General features: G+C 68.7%; 17 protein-coding genes, 1 pseudogene and 1 riboswitch. Of the genes and pseudogenes, 5 read left to right on the top strand and 13 right to left on the bottom strand.

Going from position 1 to position 19080, the window contains the following annotated elements; translation table 11 throughout:
* Positions 1 to 32: 32 nt before the first annotated feature.
* From ACFY0K_RS39075 to rpsB, 9 genes are all read right to left on the bottom strand, one after another.
* The gene (locus ACFY0K_RS39075; protein WP_390643840.1) at positions 33 to 1103 is read right to left on the bottom strand and encodes a thiamine ABC transporter substrate binding subunit; all 1071 of its coding nucleotides are present in this window, start codon (positions 1101 to 1103) and stop codon (positions 33 to 35) included.
* A gap of 72 nt (positions 1104 to 1175) precedes the next feature.
* Positions 1176 to 1283, bottom strand: a riboswitch (TPP riboswitch).
* Positions 1284 to 1307: 24 nt separating this feature from the next.
* Positions 1308 to 2414: a 23S rRNA (adenine(2503)-C(2))-methyltransferase RlmN gene (rlmN, locus tag ACFY0K_RS39070; protein WP_351959654.1), complete on the bottom strand. Its 1107-nt coding sequence runs from the start codon at positions 2412 to 2414 to the stop codon at positions 1308 to 1310.
* A 731-nt stretch (positions 2415 to 3145) separates the two neighbouring features.
* Positions 3146 to 3700, bottom strand: coding sequence for a hypothetical protein (locus ACFY0K_RS39065; RefSeq protein WP_390643839.1), 555 nt, complete (start codon positions 3698 to 3700; stop codon positions 3146 to 3148).
* 401 nt (positions 3701 to 4101) lie between these two features.
* Positions 4102 to 4890 carry a VOC family protein gene (locus ACFY0K_RS39060; RefSeq protein ID WP_390643838.1) on the bottom strand — a complete coding sequence of 263 codons (789 nt, stop codon included), beginning with the start codon at positions 4888 to 4890 and terminating at the stop codon, positions 4102 to 4104.
* 375 nt (positions 4891 to 5265) lie between these two features.
* The gene (locus ACFY0K_RS39055) at positions 5266 to 6591 is read right to left on the bottom strand and encodes a phosphatidate cytidylyltransferase (RefSeq protein ID WP_390643837.1); all 1326 of its coding nucleotides are present in this window, start codon (positions 6589 to 6591) and stop codon (positions 5266 to 5268) included.
* The gene (frr, locus tag ACFY0K_RS39050; protein WP_132889831.1) at positions 6591 to 7148 is read right to left on the bottom strand and encodes a ribosome recycling factor; all 558 of its coding nucleotides are present in this window, start codon (positions 7146 to 7148) and stop codon (positions 6591 to 6593) included. Before frr ends, ACFY0K_RS39055 begins: the two co-directional genes overlap by 1 nt.
* Before the next feature lie 146 nt (positions 7149 to 7294).
* The gene (pyrH, locus tag ACFY0K_RS39045; RefSeq protein ID WP_351959657.1) at positions 7295 to 8053 is read right to left on the bottom strand and encodes a UMP kinase; all 759 of its coding nucleotides are present in this window, start codon (positions 8051 to 8053) and stop codon (positions 7295 to 7297) included.
* Between the two features lie 208 nt (positions 8054 to 8261).
* On the bottom strand, positions 8262 to 9098 hold the full coding sequence (tsf, locus tag ACFY0K_RS39040; protein ID WP_390643836.1) for a translation elongation factor Ts: 837 nt from the start codon (positions 9096 to 9098) through the stop codon (positions 8262 to 8264).
* A gap of 133 nt (positions 9099 to 9231) precedes the next feature.
* Entirely contained in the window at positions 9232 to 10164 is a 933-nt protein-coding gene (gene rpsB, locus ACFY0K_RS39035) for a 30S ribosomal protein S2 (RefSeq protein ID WP_390643835.1), read from the bottom strand.
* A 271-nt stretch (positions 10165 to 10435) separates the two neighbouring features.
* Between rpsB and ACFY0K_RS39030 the strand changes: the two genes are divergently transcribed.
* Positions 10436 to 11002, top strand: coding sequence for a murein hydrolase activator EnvC family protein (locus ACFY0K_RS39030; RefSeq protein ID WP_390643834.1), 567 nt, complete (start codon positions 10436 to 10438; stop codon positions 11000 to 11002).
* 186 nt (positions 11003 to 11188) lie between these two features.
* Here ACFY0K_RS39030 and ACFY0K_RS39025 read toward each other — a convergent pair whose 3' ends face one another.
* From ACFY0K_RS39025 to ACFY0K_RS39010, 4 genes and pseudogenes are all read right to left on the bottom strand, one after another.
* The gene (locus tag ACFY0K_RS39025; RefSeq protein WP_390643916.1) at positions 11189 to 11746 is read right to left on the bottom strand and encodes a TetR/AcrR family transcriptional regulator; all 558 of its coding nucleotides are present in this window, start codon (positions 11744 to 11746) and stop codon (positions 11189 to 11191) included.
* 117 nt (positions 11747 to 11863) lie between these two features.
* The gene (gene whiG, locus ACFY0K_RS39020) at positions 11864 to 12706 is read right to left on the bottom strand and encodes an RNA polymerase sigma factor WhiG (RefSeq protein ID WP_089098491.1); all 843 of its coding nucleotides are present in this window, start codon (positions 12704 to 12706) and stop codon (positions 11864 to 11866) included.
* Between the two features lie 323 nt (positions 12707 to 13029).
* Positions 13030 to 14175 carry a DNA-processing protein DprA gene (gene dprA / locus ACFY0K_RS39015; RefSeq protein ID WP_390643833.1) on the bottom strand — a complete coding sequence of 382 codons (1146 nt, stop codon included), beginning with the start codon at positions 14173 to 14175 and terminating at the stop codon, positions 13030 to 13032.
* Positions 14172 to 15065 (bottom strand): annotated as a pseudogene (locus tag ACFY0K_RS39010) (ATP-binding protein); the annotation flags it as partial. The pseudogene ACFY0K_RS39010 and the gene dprA, both read right to left, overlap by 4 nt.
* On the opposite strand from ACFY0K_RS39010, the gene ACFY0K_RS39005 reads away from it, so the two are divergent.
* The 4 genes from ACFY0K_RS39005 to ACFY0K_RS38990 all read left to right on the top strand — a co-directional run bounded on the left by ACFY0K_RS39005 (position 14956) and on the right by ACFY0K_RS38990 (position 18965).
* On the top strand, positions 14956 to 16659 hold the full coding sequence (locus ACFY0K_RS39005) for a recombinase family protein (protein WP_390643832.1): 1704 nt from the start codon (positions 14956 to 14958) through the stop codon (positions 16657 to 16659). The pseudogene ACFY0K_RS39010 and the gene ACFY0K_RS39005 overlap by 110 nt on opposite strands.
* A 358-nt stretch (positions 16660 to 17017) precedes the next feature.
* Entirely contained in the window at positions 17018 to 17206 is a 189-nt protein-coding gene (locus ACFY0K_RS39000) for a hypothetical protein (RefSeq protein ID WP_390643831.1), read from the top strand.
* Positions 17207 to 17277: 71 nt separating this feature from the next.
* Positions 17278 to 17520 carry a hypothetical protein gene (locus tag ACFY0K_RS38995; protein WP_390643830.1) on the top strand — a complete coding sequence of 81 codons (243 nt, stop codon included), beginning with the start codon at positions 17278 to 17280 and terminating at the stop codon, positions 17518 to 17520.
* A gap of 2 nt (positions 17521 to 17522) precedes the next feature.
* Entirely contained in the window at positions 17523 to 18965 is a 1443-nt protein-coding gene (locus ACFY0K_RS38990) for a phage/plasmid primase, P4 family (protein WP_390643829.1), read from the top strand.
* Positions 18966 to 19080 lie beyond the last annotated feature (115 nt).

Here is a 19080-nt window from a genome sequence, read left to right as displayed (position 1 = left end):
CGCCGCGCTCCCCGAACGGCCCTTGTGCGGGGCTACTTCAGTACGAGTGACGTCCACGTCTTGACCCACTGGTCACGGTTGGCGGCGATCTTGTCGGGCGCCATGGTCTCGGGGTCCTGGGCGGCGGGCCCGTACTTCGTGAACTCGGCAGGCACGCTCGCGCCCTTCACCACCGGGTACACGAACATGTTCAGCGGCATGTCCTCCTGGAACTCCTTGGAGACCAGGAAGTCGATGAGCGCCTTGCCGCCCTTGGTGTTCCCCGCGTTGCTCAGCAGCCCCGCGAACTCGATCTGCCGGAAGCAGGTGCCGGTCGCGACCCCGGTGGGCGCGGTGCTCGGCTTCGGGTCCGCGTAGATGACCTCGGCGGGCGGCGAGGAGGCGTACGACACGACGAGCGGCCGGTCACCGCCGGCCTTCTTGCCGCCGGCCGAGCCGGAGAACTCCTCGTTGTAGGCCTGCTCCCAGCCGTCGACGACCTTGACGCCGTTGGCCTGGAGCTTCTTCCAGTAGCCCTGCCAGCCGCTGTCCCCGTACTGCGCGGCCGAGCCGAGCAGGAAGCCGAGCCCCGGCGACGACGTGGACGCGTTCTCGGTGACGAGGAGGTTCTTGTACTGCGGCTTGACGAGGTCGGCGTACGACGTCGGCGGGGTCAGCTTGTGCTTGCTGAAGTACGCCTTGTCGTAGTTGACGCAGATGTCGCCGTAGTCGATGGGCGTGACCCGGTGCTTGGCCGCGTCGAGCTGGTAGGCCGTGCCGACCGTGCCGAGTCCCTTCGCCTCGTACGGCTGGAAGAGGCCGTTGTCGAGGGCCCGGGAGAGGAGGGTGTTGTCGACGCCGAAGAAGACGTCGCCCTGCGGGTTGTCCTTGGTCAGGATCGCCTTGTTGACGGCCTGCCCGGCGTCGCCGTCCTTGAGGACCCTGACCTTGTAGCCGGACTGCTTCTCGAAGTCCTGGAGCACGTTCTTGGAGACGGCCCACGAGTCGTGGCTGACCAGGGTGACGGTCTTGGAGTCGGCCTCGGAACCCGACGACGACGAACACGCGGACAGCGTGACGAGGCCGAGCCCGACGGCCGCGGCCAAGAAGGTCCTTGTGTGCACTGGTGTTTTCCTCCTGGGGTTGACCAGGAAGAGACGCGGCCCTGCCCGCGGTGTGCGGGCAGGGCGCAACAGCTTGAGTGATGACCGAACTTCCTACCCAGAATGACCTGGGCGAGGTTCAGAGGGTCTGCGGCCCGGTTGCCGCACTCTCAGCGCTGTGGCGCTCCCCTGTCGGAATATGAAGATGTACCTGCGGCCCTCAGATTACCGCTCGGTGGCCGCGAGCTGACCACAGGCTCCGTCGATCTCCTGCCCACGGGTGTCCCGGACCGTCACCGGCACACCGTGCGCCTCGATCGCCTCGACGAACGCCTTCTCGTCCTCCGGCCGCGACGCGGTCCACTTCGAACCCGGCGTCGGGTTCAGCGGGATGAGGTTGACGTGCACGGGCTTGCCCTTGAGCAGGCGGCCCAGCCGGTCCCCCCGCCACGCCTGGTCGTTGATGTCCCGGATGAGGGCGTACTCGATGCTGAGCCGCCGCCCGCTCTTCTCGACGTACTCGAACCCGGCGTCGAGGACCTCGCGCACCTTCCACCGCGTGTTCACGGGGACGAGGGTGTCGCGCAGTTCGTCGTCGGGGGCGTGCAGCGAGATCGCCAGCCGGCACTTGAAGCCCTCGTCGGCGAACCGGTGGATGGCAGGGACCAGTCCGACGGTCGAGACGGTGATCCCGCGCTGCGAGAGGCCGAGCCCGTCCGGGGCGGGGTCGGTGAGCGCCCGGATCGCTCCGACCACCCGCTTGTAGTTCGCGAGCGGCTCCCCCATCCCCATGAAGACGATGTTGGACAGCCGCGCCGGTCCCCCGGGAACCTCCCCGTCCCGGAGCGCCCGCATCCCGTCCACGATCTGGTGGACGATCTCGGCGGTCGACAGGTTCCGGTCCAGACCCGCCTGCCCGGTCGCGCAGAACGGGCAGTTCATCCCGCAGCCCGCCTGCGAGCTGATGCACATGGTCACCCGGTCCGGGTACCGCATCAGCACCGACTCGACGAGCGTGCCGTCGAACAGCCGCCACAGCGTCTTGCGCGTGGTCCCCTCGTCGGTCGACAGATGCCGTACGACCGTCATCAGCTCGGGGAACAGCGCCTCCCGCAGCTTGTCCCGCGAACCGGCCGGGATGTCGGTCCACTGCTCGGGGTCGTGCGCGTACCGCGCGAAGTAGTGCTGCGACAGCTGCTTGGCACGGAACGGCTTCTCCCCCACCTCGGCCACCGCGTCCTTGCGCTCGGCGGGCGAGAGATCGGCGAGATGCCGCGGCGGCTTCTTGGCACCGCGTGGCGCTACGAAAGTGAGTTCTCCGGGATTAGGCATGGCTGTACCAGTGTCGCAGATCAACTGAGGTGGCCTGCGGCTGTCGCTCTGGACGACTGTCGTTACTGGTCGTCACCGGTCGCCGCCGATCGTCCTCGGACGGCCCACAGACGGCCCGGCCGACGAAGTCAGGCTCTTGACCTCTCACAAACGGATCACCTCGCCCATCCACTGACCTGCGGCTCAGCGTGTACGGACGCTCGGTGCTCGGTCGGCGGATGCTGCTGAGGCGACTGCCGGTCGCTGCGGTGGTTGTGACCCCTGACTCAAGGGCACACGGCCAGTGACGTGGAGGTATCGAGATGAGTGCCGCAGAAAGAGCGAAGGCAAAGGCCGAACAGGTCGTCGGAAAGACCGTGCGGAAGGCAGCCCACGCGGTGCACAAGGAAACCCTTGCCGCAAAAGGCGCCGCTCTCGAAGCGCGGGGCAGGGTGCGGGGCGCGAAAGAGCGGACCAAGGGCTCCTTCAAGGGCTAACAAGGTCATGACATCGGTGCACCGTTTACACGCGATGCCATCGACGTGAGCCAACCGGCCGTGGTCCTCAGCTGATCATCCGTTGGCGTCCGGCGCTGACCGTCGCTGTTCAGGACCGTTGGTGTCAGGCACCGAGCCCGAGCTTGACACTCGCCATGGCGCACAGTATCGCCTCACCGGGACAACCTACGGCGCGTCCGCACCTCCCGCAGGACCGGTGCGAAAAGTGGCATCCGTCGACTTCATGCCATCCGCTCAGGTATCCGCACCGTTCGTGTCTGGCTGGAGTGCGGCCAGCTCGGCGTCATCCGGGCGGTGGACCGCCTCGGCCGCCTTACGCAGAATGGCTCGGTCGACCTTGTCCGCGTCGGCGATCAGATGAATCACAACGCCGTCGTCAGGCACCGCGTATTCGTGACTGCCATCGGCCTTGCGGTACCAGGCGGCGCCGTCGTGCTCACAGGTGACCTGCTTGTCCGAGACCTCGCCCAACGGCTGCTTGGGGCAGCTCTCCGCTGTCATCGTGCCGCGACCTACGAATAGGCCGAACTTAGTAGCGTCCTTCTCCGACCGGTATGCCGCGGCGAACTCGTCGTCGTACGCGCCGACCGACTGTTGGAACACGGTGTAACCGGACACCTCGGTGACATAGACGAGTTCCGGCGCGATGCCCCAGTCGCGCGCGGCGGCGTCGAGGTCGGCGCTGTCGGCGGCCGCCCCTTCCGTCCTGTCCTTCTTGTCCGCGGCGCATGCTGTGAGGAGCACTGGCAGTAGGAGGAGGGGAAGCAGCGCACGCGCGGTTCGCATCATGGGCACATCTTGTCGCACAGACGTGCCACAGGCGCAACGGTTTCTGATTCCCTCAGCGGCGCCGGTCCCGCTCACCCAGCACACCTCTCCTCGCTGCCGGGTGAGGGATAGCCGCCAGCCGAGGCCCAGCGTCGACACCTGATCCAGAACCCCTCAACCCACCACCCTCCCCAGCTCCCATCCCGTCAGCCGTCGACCCACACTCCGTGGAGCGGGCGTGGTTCAGGGCGTCAAGGTGGAGCGCGCCACTGCACGAACGACCTTGACGCCCTGCCCTGGGCCGCGTCTGCTCGGCTCTGCCTGGGTCGACGGTGGTCGGGACGGGAGCTCCCCACGCACGCCGCAGATCAACTGAGGTGGCCTGCGACCGCGGATCCGGCCGGGGGCCGGGGGCCGAGGGCTCAGCCCCTGGCCGTGGTGATGATGGCGAAGAAGGCGCCCAAGGGGTCGAGGAGCATGGCGAAGCGGCCGATGCCGGGGGCCTCGGTGACGGGCATGAGGGCGGTGGCTCCGGAGTCGGTGGCGGTGGCGAACGTGGCGTCGCAGTCGCTCACCTCGAAGTACGGATGCCATTCCGGGGTCGATCCGGCGTCGAGGTTGGCCTGGGGCAGTTGCATGAGGCCGCCGTGGGCCGCCGCGGGACCGGCGCCGGCCGGGGTGAGGATCGTGTAGGTGAGTCCCGGGCCCATCGGCACGTCCCGGGTCTGCCAGGAGAAGACCGCCCCGTAGAACGCCTTCGCCGTGTTCGCGTCGGTGGTGTAGAGCTCCGTCCTGGCCAGACTGCCGGGGACCGCGACGAGGTCCAGGCCCGCGGTCTCGCCCGGCTGCCAGACCGCGAAGTCCGCGCCGGCGGGGTCGACGAAGGCGGCCGCCCGCCCGAAGGCGAAGACGTCCGACGGGGCGATCCGGACGCTGCCGCCCGCCTGCTCCACGGCCTTGGCGGTGGCGTCGGCGTCCGGGGTGTGGAAGTACACCCGCCAGGACGCGCCCGCGCTCTCCCCGGTGAGCGGGCCGATCCCGGCGACCGTCCCGCCGTCCTGCTGGAAGAAGCCGTAGCCGCCCGCCTCGGGACCGGCGGACCGGTGCTGCCAGCCGAAGACGGCCGCGTAGAAGGCGGCGCTCGCGTCGGGGTCGGGGGTGCCCAGGTCCAGCCAGTTGGGGGCGCCGGGCACGTAGGTGGTCGTCAGCATGGTGGGGTCCTCCTCGGTCCTCGCCGGCCCGCGCCGGTCACCACGTCACGGGCAGCGTACGCGGTCCGCGGATCAGGCCCCGGCGCTGGAACTCGGCTTCCTCCGGTGGTACGGCCGGCCGGATGCCGGGGAAGCGGGCGTGGACCGGGCCGCTCGACCCGGATTCAGGGGCATGGACACCCTCTCCGCGCGTCGGAGGAGACGGCGTCCTCATCGGAAGTCTGCCTCGCGCCGGAACGACCATGCGATGTGTGCTGCGTCATCCGGGGCCGACATGCCGTCGAGCCCCCGCCCTGCGAGGGACGGGGGCTCGGCTGCGACAGTTGTGCGCCGCACCCTGCCGACGACTCTGTTGATCGGCCGGGGTCGGCCCGGTCAGCCGCTGCCGACGAACAGCACCATCAGCAGCCACACCACCGGAGCCGTCGGCAGCAGGGAGTCAAGGCGGTCCATGATGCCGCCGTGGCCCGGCAGCAGCGTGCCCATGTCCTTGATGCCCAGGTCCCGCTTGATCATGGACTCGCCGAGGTCGCCGAGCGTGGCGCTGGCCGCGACCGCGACGCCCAGCAGCAGGCCCTGCCACCAGGTGCCGTCGTCGATCAGGAACTCCATGCACAGCGCGCCCGCGACCATCGCGAACAGCACCGCGCCGACCAGGCCCTCGCGGGTCTTGCCGGGGCTGATGCGCGGGGCGAGCTTGTGGGTGCCGAAGCGCCAGCCGACCGCGTAGGCGCCGGTGTCGCTGACCACCGTGAGGAGGAGGAAGGTCAGCACGCGTTGCGGGCCGTCCTCCGCGGTGAGCATCATCGCGACGAACGTCGCAAGGAACGGGACGTAGAACGCCGCGAAGAGGCCCGCCGTGACGTCCTTGAGGTAGCCCTCGGGAGGTTCCGTCATCCGCCAGACCAGGACCGCGAGGCCGGTGAGGGCGAGAGCGACCCACGCACCCTCCGCGCCCCGCGCGTACCCGGCGACCACCATCGCGGCGCCGCCCAGCGCCAGCGGGACCAGGGGCGCCTTGATGCCCTTGCGCTCCTGAAGCCGGCTGGTCAGTTCCCACAGGCCCACCACGACGGCGACCGCCACGACACCGACGAAGACGGCCTTGACGACGAACAGGGACGCCACGATCACGACGCCCAGTCCGACGCCGACTCCTATGGCCGCGCCCAGGTCGCGTCCCGCGCTCTTCTTCTGCGGCGCGGGCGCCGGCTGTGGGGCGTCGGGCATGGGCTCCGGATTCTGCGGCGCCGCCGCGTGAGGCAGGGGCTGCGCCGACGGTGTGTCGTGACGGAACGTCTCGTCTCGGAACGGGGGACCGCCCAGCCGAGCGGTTCCCCTGTCACCGTCCTGGTCCGAGCCGTACGCGGGCACGTCGTCGGGCACGACGGGCATGGGGCGAGTCTGCTGCGCGTTCTGCGCATCGTACGCGGGACCCGCAGGAGCGGCTCCCTGGACATGCCCCTGGTCGTAGCCGTGAGCGTGACCGGGGCCGTACCCCTGACCGGGACCGTGGACAGGGCCTGCGCCCGTGCCGTACCCCGGGCCGGACCCGTGGGCGGGGCCGTATCCCTGGCCGGAGCCGTGGTCGTACCCCTGGCCGGTGCCCTGATCGGTCGGTTCCCAGTACCCGGCCGGTGGTCCGGCCTGCCCGGGCTGCGGCCCGGCGTGCGGCGGGGCTCCCCAGGATGAGTCGTTCATCAGACTTCGAGAAGCTCCGCTTCCTTGTGCTTGAGGAGCTCGTCCACCTGCGCGACGTACTTCGCGGTGGTGTCGTCGAGCTCCTTCTCGGCGCGGCGGCCCTCGTCCTCGCCGACCTCGCCGTCCTTGATCAGCTTGTCGATGGCGTCCTTGGCCTTGCGGCGGACGGAGCGGATGGAGACCCGGGAGTCCTCCGCCTTGCCCTTGGCGACCTTGATGTAGTCACGGCGGCGCTCCTCGGTGAGCTCGGGGAACACCACCCGGATGATGTTGCCGTCGTTGCTCGGGTTGACGCCCAGGTCCGAGTCGCGGATGGCCTGCTCGATGTTGCGCAGGGCCGTCTTGTCGAACGGGGTCACGACCGCCATGCGCGGTTCCGGCACGGAGAACGAGGCCAGCTGGTTGATCGGCGTCGGCGCGCCGTAGTAGTCGGCCACGATCTTGTTGAACATCGCCGGGTGCGCACGGCCGGTGCGGATCGCGGCGAAGTCCTCCTTGGCGACCACGACGGCCTTCTCCATCTTCTCCTCGGCTTCGAGGAGGGTCTCTTCGATCACCACTTGCTCCTGCGTGTCTTGAGTAAGGCCCGGCTGCGGTTCCGCCCGGAGGCGGCGGCCGGCTGCGTCGCGTCTTCTTTCTCCGACGGTTCCCGACCGGCAGGACATTGTCCATCCCCCGGTCAGGGTCCGTCAGGCGGTGCCGGTCAGTCCCGGCCGCCCTGGTCACCCACCAGCGTGCCGATCTTCTCACCCTTGACGGCGCGCGCGATATTGCCCTCCGCGAGCAGCTCGAACACCAGGATGGGCAGCTTGTTGTCGCGGCAGAGCGTGATCGCGGTGGCGTCGGCGACCTTGAGCTCGCGGGTGATGACCTCGCCGTAGCCGAGGGAGTCGAACTTGACGGCGTCGGGGTTGGTCTTGGGGTCGGAGTCGTAGACCCCGTCCACGCCGTTCTTGCCCATGAGCAGCGCCTCGGCGTCGATCTCCAGGGCACGCTGGGCGGCGGTGGTGTCGGTGGAGAAGTACGGCATGCCCATACCGGCGCCGAAGATGACCACGCGGCCCTTCTCCAGGTGGCGCACGGCGCGCAGCGGGATGTACGGCTCGGCGACCTGCCCCATGGTGATCGCGGTCTGCACCCGGCTGTCGATGCCCTCCTTCTCCAGGAAGTCCTGGAGGGCGAGGCAGTTCATGACGGTGCCGAGCATGCCCATGTAGTCGGAGCGGGCCCGGTCCATGCCGCGCTGCTGGAGCTCGGCGCCGCGGAAGAAGTTCCCGCCGCCGATGACGACGGCGACCTGTGCGCCGTCGCGGACGACGGCCGCGATCTCACGGGCGATCTTGTGCACCACGTCGGGGTCCACGCCCAGGCCGCCGCCACCGGAGAAGGCCTCTCCGGACAGCTTCAGCAGAAACCGGCCGCGCACTTTGCCGTCGTCACTCTTCTGGGCCTTGGTGGTCATGGAGATCCCGCCTCTTTCACGTGGTGCACATACAAAGAAGGCCATTGCCGGTGGGGTCGCTTTTCGCTGCCCATGCGCGGCAATGGCCTCCTCGTCAGATCTGCCGCCGTCCGTCACGCCCGTGGGTGTGGCGGTGCGTACGGACGACTGCTGTCGACCGACCCTATCGGGATTTCCCCGCGGGTCGCGCGTCGATCGCGGTACGGACTCAGATGCCGACCTTGATGCGCGTGAAGCGCTTCAGGGTGACACCGGCCTCGTCCAGGACCTTCTGGACCGACTTCTTGTTGTCCAGCGCGTACGGCTGGCCGAGCAGGGTGGCGTCCTTGAAGAAGCCGTTGAGGCGACCCTCGACGATCTTCGGCAGGGCGGCCTCGGGCTTGCCCTCGGCGCGGGTGGTCTCCTCGGCGATGCGGCGCTCGGACTCGACGACGTCGGCCGGCACCTCCTCCTTGGAGAGGTACTTCGGCGCGAAGGCGGCGATGTGCTGGGCGACGCCCTTGGCGATCTCGGCGTTCGGCTTGTCGAGCTCGATGAGGACACCGATCTGCGGCGGCAGGTCGGGCATCGTGCGGTGCATGTAGGCGGTCACGTAGCCGTCGGCGTACTGCGCGAAGCGGTCCAGGACGATCTTCTCGCCGAGGTTGGCGTTGGCCTCGTCGACGTACGCCTGGACGGTCTTGCCGGGCTCGATCTCGGAGGCGAGCAGGGCGTCCAGGTCCGCGTAGGAGGACTTGGCGACGTGCTCGGCGATGGCGTTGGCGACGGCCTGGAACTTCTCGCCCTTGGCGACGAAGTCCGTCTCGCACTTCAGCTCGACGAGGACGCCGGAGGAGTTGTCGTCGGCGATGATCGAGACCACGGCGCCGTTCTCGGCGGAGCGGCCCTCGCGCTTGGCGACGCCCTTCTGGCCCTTGATGCGGAGCGCCTCGACAGCCTTGTCGACGTCGCCCTCGGCCTCGTCCAGGGCCTTCTTGCAGTCCATCATGCCGGCGCCGGTGAGCTCGCGGAGCTTCTTGACGTCAGCGGCGGTGTAGTTCGCCATGAGTCGTTAAGTCTTTCTCGAAGTCGGGAGATCTGCCCGATCCACGAACCACACGTAGATGTGGAGCGCGAATCTATGGGTGAACGGCGGGGGCGTACGGGATGTCGCCGCCCCCGCCGTCAACGCTGACGGGTCAGGCCTGCTCGGCGTCCGCGGCCGGAGCCTCGGCAGCCGGAGCCTCGGCGGCCGGAGCCTCGGCAGCGGCCTCGGCGGCAGCCGGAGCCTCGGCCTGCTCGGCGTCGGCGACCTTCTCGGTCTCGGCGGAGGTCTGGACCTCGGCGTCGTCCGCCTTCTTCTCGCCCTCGAGCAGGTCGCGCTCCCACTCGGCGAGCGGCTCGCCGGCGGCCTTCTCGCCCTTGTCACCGGTGGCGACGCGCGAGCGGCTGATGAGGCCCTCGGCGACGGCGTCGGCGATCACGCGGGTGAGCAGGGTGACGGAGCGGATCGCGTCGTCGTTGCCCGGGATCTTGTAGTCGACCTCGTCGGGGTCGCAGTTGGTGTCGAGGATCGCGACGACCGGGATGTTGAGCTTCCGGGCCTCGCCGACCGCGATGTGCTCCTTCTTGGTGTCCACGATCCAGACGGCGCTGGGCACCTTCTGCATCTCGCGGATACCGCCGAGGGTCTTCTCAAGCTTGGCCTTCTCGCGCGAGAGCACGAGAAGCTCCTTCTTGGTCAGACCGGACGCGGCGACGTCCTCGAAGTCGATCTGCTCGAGCTCCTTGAGGCGCTGCAGACGCTTGTAGACGGTCGAGAAGTTGGTGAGCATGCCGCCCAGCCAGCGCTGGTTGACGTAGGGCATGCCGACGCGGGTGGCCTGCTCGGCGATGGCCTCCTGCGCCTGCTTCTTCGTGCCGACGAACATGACCGTGCCGCCGTGGGCGACGGTCTCCTTGACGAACTCGTAGGCGCGGTCGATGTACGACAGCGACTGGAGCAGGTCGATGATGTAGATGCCGTTGCGCTCGGTGAAGATGAAGCGCTTCATCTTCGGGTTCCAGCGACGGGTCTGGTGACCGAAGTGGACGCCGCTCTCCAGCAGCTCCCGCATCGTGACGACGGCCATGGCCGTATCTCCTTGAATTTCTCGGTTGTGCCGCGGGTGCCGGACGGCTCCCGCGCCTGACGCCCGTGTGCGCTGTGCCGCGAAGGACCGAGAAGCGCTGACACCTGCTGGTGAGGGCCAGGTGTCGGGGCGTGCGAAGTCGACCCGGTGACCCGGATCGCCAAGGGAAGTGTACGGGACCGGGGAGGCGTCGGGTGACGCCGCTGTCCACAACTCGGGAGTAATCCACAGGTACCGGCCATGATCGGCGTGGGTGCGGGACCGTTTGGCCATGTTGGTCATGCGACGGGCGATGCGATGGATGTGGGCGGCGACTGCGTTGCCGCTGGCTCTGGGGTCGGCCGCGGCCCGGGCGTGGGTGGCGGCGGACACGCCGCCACCCGTGCCGGCGGTCGCCCGCGCCTGGCCGGTGGGGGTACGGCCACCGGTGCTGCGCGGCTGGGAACCTCCGGCGACGGTGTACGGCCCCGGGCACCGCGGGGTCGACCTGGGCGCGGCCCCCGGTGCGCCGGTACGGGCGGTGGCGGCGGGCCGGGTCTCCTACGCGGGGCCGGTGGCCGGGAGGGGTGTGGTGTCCGTGGCACTGACGGGGACAGATCTGCGCACGACGTACGAGCCGGTGACGCCGACGGTGGAGAAGGGGCAGGTGGTGGCGGCGGGGGAGGTGGTGGGGACGGTGCCGGCGGTCGGAGCCCACTGCCCGACGGTGTGCGTGCACTGGGGGCTGCTCAGGGGAGACGTGTACCTGGACCCGTTGCTGCTGTTGCCGCCGTGGTTGTTGAACGCGGGGCCGTCGAGGTTGTTGCCGGTGTTGGGGGTGCCGCTGCCGGAGGGGTGAGCCGGGATTTCGCCACCGAAGGGGTGGCAAGGGGCGGTCGCGCGACTGCGGGTGCGTGGGGGCTGATCGCGCAGTTCCTCCCCCAGCCTTCGGCCGGGGGCACCCCCAGCGCCCCTGAGGGGCGCTGCAGTCACCCCAGCTCCATAGCCGGGCGGCAGGGGTGGGGGCCCCAGCCCCAGCTGACCCTCAGCCCCGCACACCCCGCAGCGCCATGGCCACAGCCGCCTCGGTGATCACCACCGGGTCCTCCGCCGCCCCCAGCTCGATCCGCCGTACCGCGGCGTCCACGACCCCCTGCACCAGCATCGCCGCCAGCCGGGGCTGCTCGTGCCCCAGCTCCCCCAGCGCCTCCACGATCATCGCGACCAGCCCGCCGTGCGCGGCCCGGATCTTCTCGCGTGCCCCCGCGTCCAGCTCACTCGCCGAGATCGCGACCACCGCCCGGTGCCGCCGGTCCCCGACCAGGGCGAGCTGCTGCCGCACATAGGCCTCGACCTTGCCCTCGGCGGTAGCCGCCTGCTCCATCGCCGCCTCGACCTCCGCCGCCCACACGGGGAAGTCGGCCGCGCACAACTCCTCGACCACGGCGGCCCGGGAGCGGAAGTACTCGTAGACGGACGACCGGGCCAGCCCCGTGCGCTCGGCGAGCGCGGGGAAGGTCAGCGCCTCCGTCCCGCCCTCGGACAGGAGGGACCGCGCCGCGTCCAGCAGGGCGGCTCGCTGCATCGACCGGTGCTCGGCCACGGAGGCCGCTCGAATCCTTGGCACGTCGACCACTCTACGGACGCGTCGGGCCGGACGGGAGGCAGCACGACCGGAAGACCGGGCGCCCGGCCGCCGCCGGGCGCCGGAAACCGCCGCTCAGCGGCCGAAACTCGCCAGCTTCGCCCGCAGCTGCAGTACCGACTTGGTGTGGATCTGGCTCACCCGGCTCTCGGTGACCCCCAGCACGTTCCCGATCTCGGCGAGGGTCAGTCCCTCGTAGTAGTAGAGCGTCACCACGGTCTTCTCCCGCTCCGGCAGCGTGTTGATCGCCCGCGCCAGGAAGCGCCGCAGCTCCCGGTCCTCGGCCACCTCCACGGGGTTGTCCGCCGCGGTGTCCTCCAGCGTGTCCATGACGCTCAGGCCGTCGCCGCCCTCGCCCCCGACGTGCAGCAACTCCTCCAGCGCCACCACGTTGGCCAGCGACAGCTGACTGAAGACGGCGTGCAGCTCGTCCACCTCGATGCCCAGTTCGGCGGCCACCTCGCCCTCCGAGGGCGTGCGCCGCAGCCGTGCCTCCAGGGTGGCGTAGGCCCGCTCCACGTTCCGCGCCTTCTGCCGGACCGAGCGCGGGATCCAGTCCAGCGCCCGGAGTTCGTCGATCATCGCGCCCCGGATCCGGGTGATCGCGTACGTCTCGAACTTGATCTCCCGGTCGACGTCGAACTTCTCGATCGCGTCGATGAGCCCGAACACCCCGGAGGAGACGAAGTCGGCCTGCTCCACGTTGGGCGGCAGGCCCACGCTCACCCGCCCGGCCACGTACTTGACCAGCGGCGAGTAGTGCAGGATCAGCTGTTCCCGCAGCCGGTCGTCCCCCGTCGCCTTGTACGACCGCCACAGCTCGTCGAGCGTCGAGGGAGCGGGCGGCCGCACGCTGCCACCGTCGCGGGCGGCTGGGGGGATCGCCGCCCGGTCGGACCCGGAGGTGTGCTGGGGCATTCGTCGCCTTGTGCCGTTCTGCTGTGAAGTGCCAGGAAGTGCCGTGTCGTGCCGTGGCGCGGGGTGAGCGGGGAATGGAGAGCGATGGTTGGGTGAGGTGCCGGTCTCGTGTCGGTTGGCGCGGTCTGCGTCAGGCCTTTCGTGAGCGTAGCGTGACTGAGGAGTCGCGGTGCGCGAACAGTGCGGCTCCACCCCTGCGCGAACCCCCTGCACGGCGCGCTCCAGCACACTCCGCGCGTCGCTCTGCGTGATCGGCCGAGAGCGTCAACTCCGGGAATTCCCAAGGGCGTCGGGGGTTCCCCCGGACGGCCGAACACGCTCGGTCAGCACCGGCTCCGACCGGCCCGGACCGAGATCATCGCCTGGCGTGTCAACTTCCAGCCGTCGCCATGTCGTTCGACGTAACCAAGTGCTCGGAGTTCGTACAGTCTCGCGACGGCCTCGTCCTCGGACGTCTGCGCGCCGCGTGCCACCTCTTCGGGTGAGGCGGGCCGGTTGCCGGGCAGGGCGGCAAGGACCTGCCGGGCGGCGGGTTCCAGCAGGTCACGCGGGAGGACGGGGCCCCGGCCGGCCGGGGCCAGCTCGCCCATGTCGCCCACGAGCTCGACGACCTCCGCGGCGTCGGTGACCAGCACGGCCTCCCCGCGGAGCAGTTCGTGCACCCCGGCCGAGAGGCCGCTGGTGGCCGGACCTGGCACGCCCATGGTGAACCGGCCGAGCCGCTGTGCCGCCCGCGCGGTGACCAGCGAGCCGCTGCGGTGGGCGGCCTCCACGACGACGGTGCCCCTGGTGAGCGCGGCGATGACCCGGTTGCGGAGCACGAACCGGCTCGGCGTCGGGTGTTCGCCGGGCGGCAACTCCCCCACCACCAGTCCCTGTTCGGCGATCCTGTTGATCAGCTCGGTGTGGCCCCGGGGGTAGGGCCGGTCGACCCCGCAGGCCAGCACGGCGACGGTGGCCCCGCCGGCGCCGAGGGCTCCGCGGTGGGCGGCGCCGTCGACCCCGTAGGCGCCCCCCGACACCACCACCCAGCCGCGCTCGGCGAGTCCCGCGGCGAGGACGGCCGACATGTGGGCGCCGTACTCGGTGCAGGCCCGTGCCCCGACGACGGCGACGGCCCTGAGCGCCCACATCCGCAGACTGGGCAGGCCGCGCACCCACAGGCCGAGGGGGCGGGCGTCGCCCAGGTCGTCGAGCTGTGTCGGCCACTCGGTGTCGCCGGGGCACACGAACCGCGCGCCCGCCTCCCCTGCGGCGGCGAGGTCCGCGCGGGGGTCGGCCTGCGCCGCGCGGGCCAGCAGGCCCGCCCACCGCTTGGCGCCGGCGCCGGGCAGGGGCCGCCCGCCCGCGCGCAGCCGGGCCGCCACCTCGTGCACGCCCCGTTCCCGCACCCACCGCCCGGCGGTCTCGTCGCCGGGCTCGGCCACCCGGGCCAGGAAGACCCGGTCGAGCAGTCCGCTGTCGCTCATGGGGCGATCCCTTCCAGGATCGCGCCGCGCCGGACGCCGGTGCGCAGCTCCAGGGCCAGGTTGACGTCGTTGGCCGAAGGGCGGTCGCGGCCCGCGAGGTCGGCGAGGGTCCAGGCGACCCGGAGCACCCGGTCCAGGCCACGGGCGGTGAGCAGGCCCCGGTCGAGGTCCAGCTCCGCCTTGAGGAGCGCGCCCGGCTGGACGTGCCAGCGGGTGCGGAGTTCGTGGCCGGGGACCTCGCTGTTGGTCCGCCAGGGCAGCCCCTCGTAGCGGCGGGCGGCCCGCTGGCGTGCCGTGCGCACCCGGTCGGCCACGGCGGCGGAGGGCTCGGCGCCGGTGTGCAGCCGCAGCAGTTCCTCCCGGGCGACCGGTTCGACGCTCACCCTGAGGTCCACGCGGTCCATCAGGGGGCCGGAGAGCCGGGCCCGGTACCGCTTGATCGAGGAGGGCCGGCACTCGCAGACGTCGCCGGGGGTGCCGTGGCGGCCGCAGGGGCAGGGGTTGGCGGCCAGGACCATGAGGAACCTCGCGGGCATCCGCAGTATCCCGGCGGCCCTGGCGATGACGACGTGGCCCGACTCCAGGGGCTGGCGCAGGGCGTCCAGGACGCTGCTGTGGAACTCCGCGGCCTCGTCCAGGAAGAGCACGCCGTGGTGGGCCAGGGAGACCGCTCCGGGGCGTGGCAGGCCGGTTCCGCCGCCGACCAGGGAGGCCATGGTGGCCGAGTGGTGCGGGGCGCAGTAGGGCGGCCTGTCGACCAGGGGGTGGCCGGGCGGCAGCATGCCGGCGACCGAGTGGACGGCGGTGACCTCCAGGGACTCCTGGCGGCCCAGCTCGGGCAGCAGCCCCGGCAGCCGCTCGGCCAGCATGGTCTTGCCGGCACCCGCTGGTGCACACTGTTCGAGACAGAAAGAGGCTCCGTCAGTGATCCCAGCCCAGCGAGAAGAAGGCCGCCCGCTCCGCGCCGCTATCTATTGTCGTCTGTCCCGTGACGACGAATCCTCTACCTCTATTACTACGCAGGAGTCTGACGCTCGCGCGTGGTGCCAGCTTCGCGGCTACGAAGTGGTCATGGTCCGGCATGACGTCGGTGTCAGCGGCAGTGTCCGGCCGGAAGAGCGTGAAGGCTTCAGTCAGATTGTCGCATCGCTCAGCGGTATTGACGTTGTCGTTGCTCGCAGCGTCGACCGCTTTTCGCGCGTAACTTCGCACTTCGCTTCTCTGGTCGAATTGCTCGACAAGCGCAGCACCACCCTTGCCGACGTCCAGGGGCAAGCTGACCTCACGTCGCCCTACGGCCGGTTCGTCGTCACGCTGATGGTGGCGTTCGCCCAGCTCGAACGGGAAACCATCCAACAACGCATCCTGCGTAGCCGCGTTGAGCTTCGCCAGGGTGGCAAGTGGCTTGGTGGCGCTGCGCCTTACGGATTCCGCGTGGTGCCGGACGGCGAAGGAAACAAGCGGCTCGACGTAGACGAGACTGCCGCCGAAGTGCTGCGCCATGTAATCGAGCGAATCAACGAGGGACATACGCTCAGCGCAGAAGTGGACCGGCTGAATTCGTCCGGCGTGCTGTCTCCGGGCGACTACCGGAAAGACCAGCGCGGGGAAGAGCTGACCGGCGAGCGTGCCCGATGGACCTATTCCGCGCTGTATCAGCATCTTCGGTCTGAGGTTTTGCGCGGATATCGCGTACAGGGGAAGCGCGATGAACGGCGCGTAGTGCGTGACAGCGAAGGCAGGCCGGTTCGCGTAGGTCCGGCACTGATCGATGACAAGACCTGGCGCACGCTGCAAGCCACACTGGACGCAAACGGGGTGGCTACCCGGCGCCCGCGCAAGAAAGCAACGATGTTGCTTCACGTCGCCTGGTGCACGGCGTGCGATGAGCACATGCACTACAACACGCGCGTCTACAAAGACCGGCGCATGGACCAGTACGCGTGTCCGGCAGCGCGAGACAAGAACCGGCGCGATAAGTGCGCGGGAATCAGCGTGAATGCCGAACGGGTCGAAGCTGAGGTAGAAACCTGGCTGCTCCGCAGCTTCGGCCACCTGCCATACACAGAGCGCGTGCTAGTCGGGGGCAACGACACGGCGTCAGTCATCGAAGAGCTTGAAAGCGACATTGCCGAACTTGCGGCGAGCCTGGTTGGTCTGCGTGGAGTTGCCAAAGCTGCCGTTCTCGCCCAGCTCGAATCCCGCCAGGAAGCGCTAGAAGAGGCCCAGGCGGAGCCAGCGAGCGAGCCGGAATGGCGTTGGGTGCCGACCGGCGAAACGGTGGCGGATCGCTGGAACAACGCCGATACGGCCGGTAAGCGGGTGCTCCTGCTGTCCATGCGTATCCGGGCTGCCATCGCGCCAGCAACAAAGGGACGGCGCTGGGACTCTGAGCGCGTGAGCGTTGGCGTGCATATCGATGACCCAGCGGCTGAGGCTGCTGACGCTGTCCTGCGCGAAGAGTTCTTGGCTGATATGGCCTGAGCGCCCGCGTAAGCCACTCTTAGCCCCGTCTGGCCCAGTGGGTCCGGCGGGGCTCTTTCATGCCCTCAGGTGGCCGTACAGCGCCCTGCGTTCGACTCGACAGATTCTCTGTAGGAGCACTTCGACGCCCGTTCGGGAAGTGCTTGCGGTCTAGTGCCATCAGCAAAACGCCCCACTGGCCATCCAGCGGCATGCATTCGACTCGACGGTAACCAAATGAGCAAGGGGCACAGGTCCCCAAGCTGCATCCCACAGATTTCCCTTCCTGGCGGTGGGGAGGCAGGGCCCTGGTCATTGCGACCGGGGCCCTTGCTTTCCCCTTCCGCCTGCCTCAGTCACCGATAGGAGGTGAGTCCACATGGACGAGATCACACAGCGCATGCGAGCAATAGGCGCACGTCGTAAGCGACTGCGTGACGAGCTGGCTACCGCCGATCGCGAGCTACGCGAGCTAATGCCCAGCGCGAAAGCGCACATGACCCAAGAAGAAATCCGGGCCTATACCGGCCTGAGCATTCAGACCATCCGCACTTACACAGCGCGCTGAGCGCTAACCACCGCCACCGGAAGGAAAGATCCATAAACGGCATTGAGCACTACCGGCGCGCCGAAGAACTGATGGAACAGGCCACAGCAACGCGCATGAATAAAGCGGGTTTCGAGGTTTGCTACGTCACCACCGAGGAACAGGAGCGGCTCACCCGTCTCGCCAACGTTCACGCCCTTCTAGCGCTGACTGCCGCACAGGCCGACGCAACCGCATTCCGGAAGGAACTCGCCAAAGCCAACGGGATTGAGATTCCCGCGCGTAAGGCAGCGTCGAAGACACCTGTGAGCCTGCTCGACGACGAGGATGCGTGACTATGACCGCTGAAAACTGGGAAACCCTGCCGCCCAAGCTGGAATACAGCAGGGATCAGCCCATACAGCACGTGAATTACGCGCGGTTCGTCGCTCGGCACACTGGTCACCACCTGCGCTATATGGAACACGTGGGCTGGTATCGCTGGAATGGTGCTGTCTGGGAAGCGACCGGCGGAACGGGCGCAGCATTTCAGGCAATTACCGACGCAGCGCACGTACTCAACAGGCACGCCACTGAGAACCCAGCCGCACTCGGATGGGTGAACAGCGCCGTGAAGCTCATGCTCAACAGTCCACATCGGCGCGCAATCGTCGCTGAGCTAGAGAACCTGCGAAACCTGCGAGTCACAGCGGACGAATTCGACAGCGCGCGGCACCTGCTGACATTCACCAATGGCACGGTAGATCTGCGCACAGGCGAACTGCGCCACCACGATCCGGCAGACATGCTGACCCAGTGCGCCAAGGTGGATTACCGTCCCGACGCAACTGCCCCTCGCTGGCTCCGTTTCGTTGACGAAATCTTCCCCAATGACACGGAACTCCAGCGGTATTACCAAACGTTCCTGGGCTATTGCGTGACCGGTGAAGTGCGCGAGCACGCCCTAGGAGTCTGGTACGGCGCACACGGGCGCAATGGCAAGGGAACCACGGTTCGGACGATGCAAGCAGCATTCGGACCGGACATCATTCGGGAAGTCGAGTTCTCCGTATTTGAGAACGTACGCGGACAAGCACCCCACACCGAGCAAATAGCAGGACTACGTGGAGCCCGCATGGTTGTAGCGCAGGAAGGCAACCAGGGCACGCCAATGAATACCGCGCTGCTGAAGAATCTCAGCGGCGGCGACCGCGTAAGTACCCGCCATCTTCAGGGCCGTACGTTCTCGTATGAGCCGACGTTCACCATCGTGCTTGCCACAAACCATCTGCCGGAATTCTCGTCCGGTGGCGCAGCACTATGGGCACGGACTAAGGCAGTTCTGTTCGGGCAGAGCTTTGCCGACCGGCGCGACCCGGACCTAGAGCCGACCATTCAGGGCCCGGAGTGCGAGGGCGTGGCCGCGTGGATTGTTCAGGGCGCCGTGCGCTACTACGCAGAGGGTTTGCGTGACCCGCTCGCTGTCATCGCTGCAACGGAGTTCCACAAGGATTCCGTGGACCCGCTGAAGGACCTTGTGGGGGAACTCTTCGACTACTCGGAGGACAGCGAAGTGCGCCGGTCCACCTTCAACGCTGAGTTGAAGATCTGGCGCGACACGAACGGCGACAAGTCCGCCAAATACAGCCCGGCCAGCGTGAAGCGCCATCTCATCGACAGCGGAAAGGTCGAGGAGTACCGGCACAAGTCCGAGGGATGGAAGTACCGGGGTATCCGACTTATGTCCGACTCTGATTCGACCAGCGGACCCGGCATCTTCAACCGCGCAGAAAACGCGTAAACGCACAGCGGGATGGGACGCGTGAGCGAGTGATGACAAAAAAGTTGTCACCTGTAGTAACCCCTCTTAGTTCATAAGGGGGGATGTACAGGTGACAGAAAATCTGTCACCACCC

Origin of the sequence: Streptomyces sp. NPDC001507 (assembly GCF_042894765.1) — a bacterium.
Taxonomy (GTDB): Bacteria; Actinomycetota; Actinomycetes; order Streptomycetales; family Streptomycetaceae; genus Streptomyces.
The sequence above is the reverse complement of the archived record's forward strand: the minus strand, read 5'-3'. Positions and strand labels throughout refer to the sequence as shown.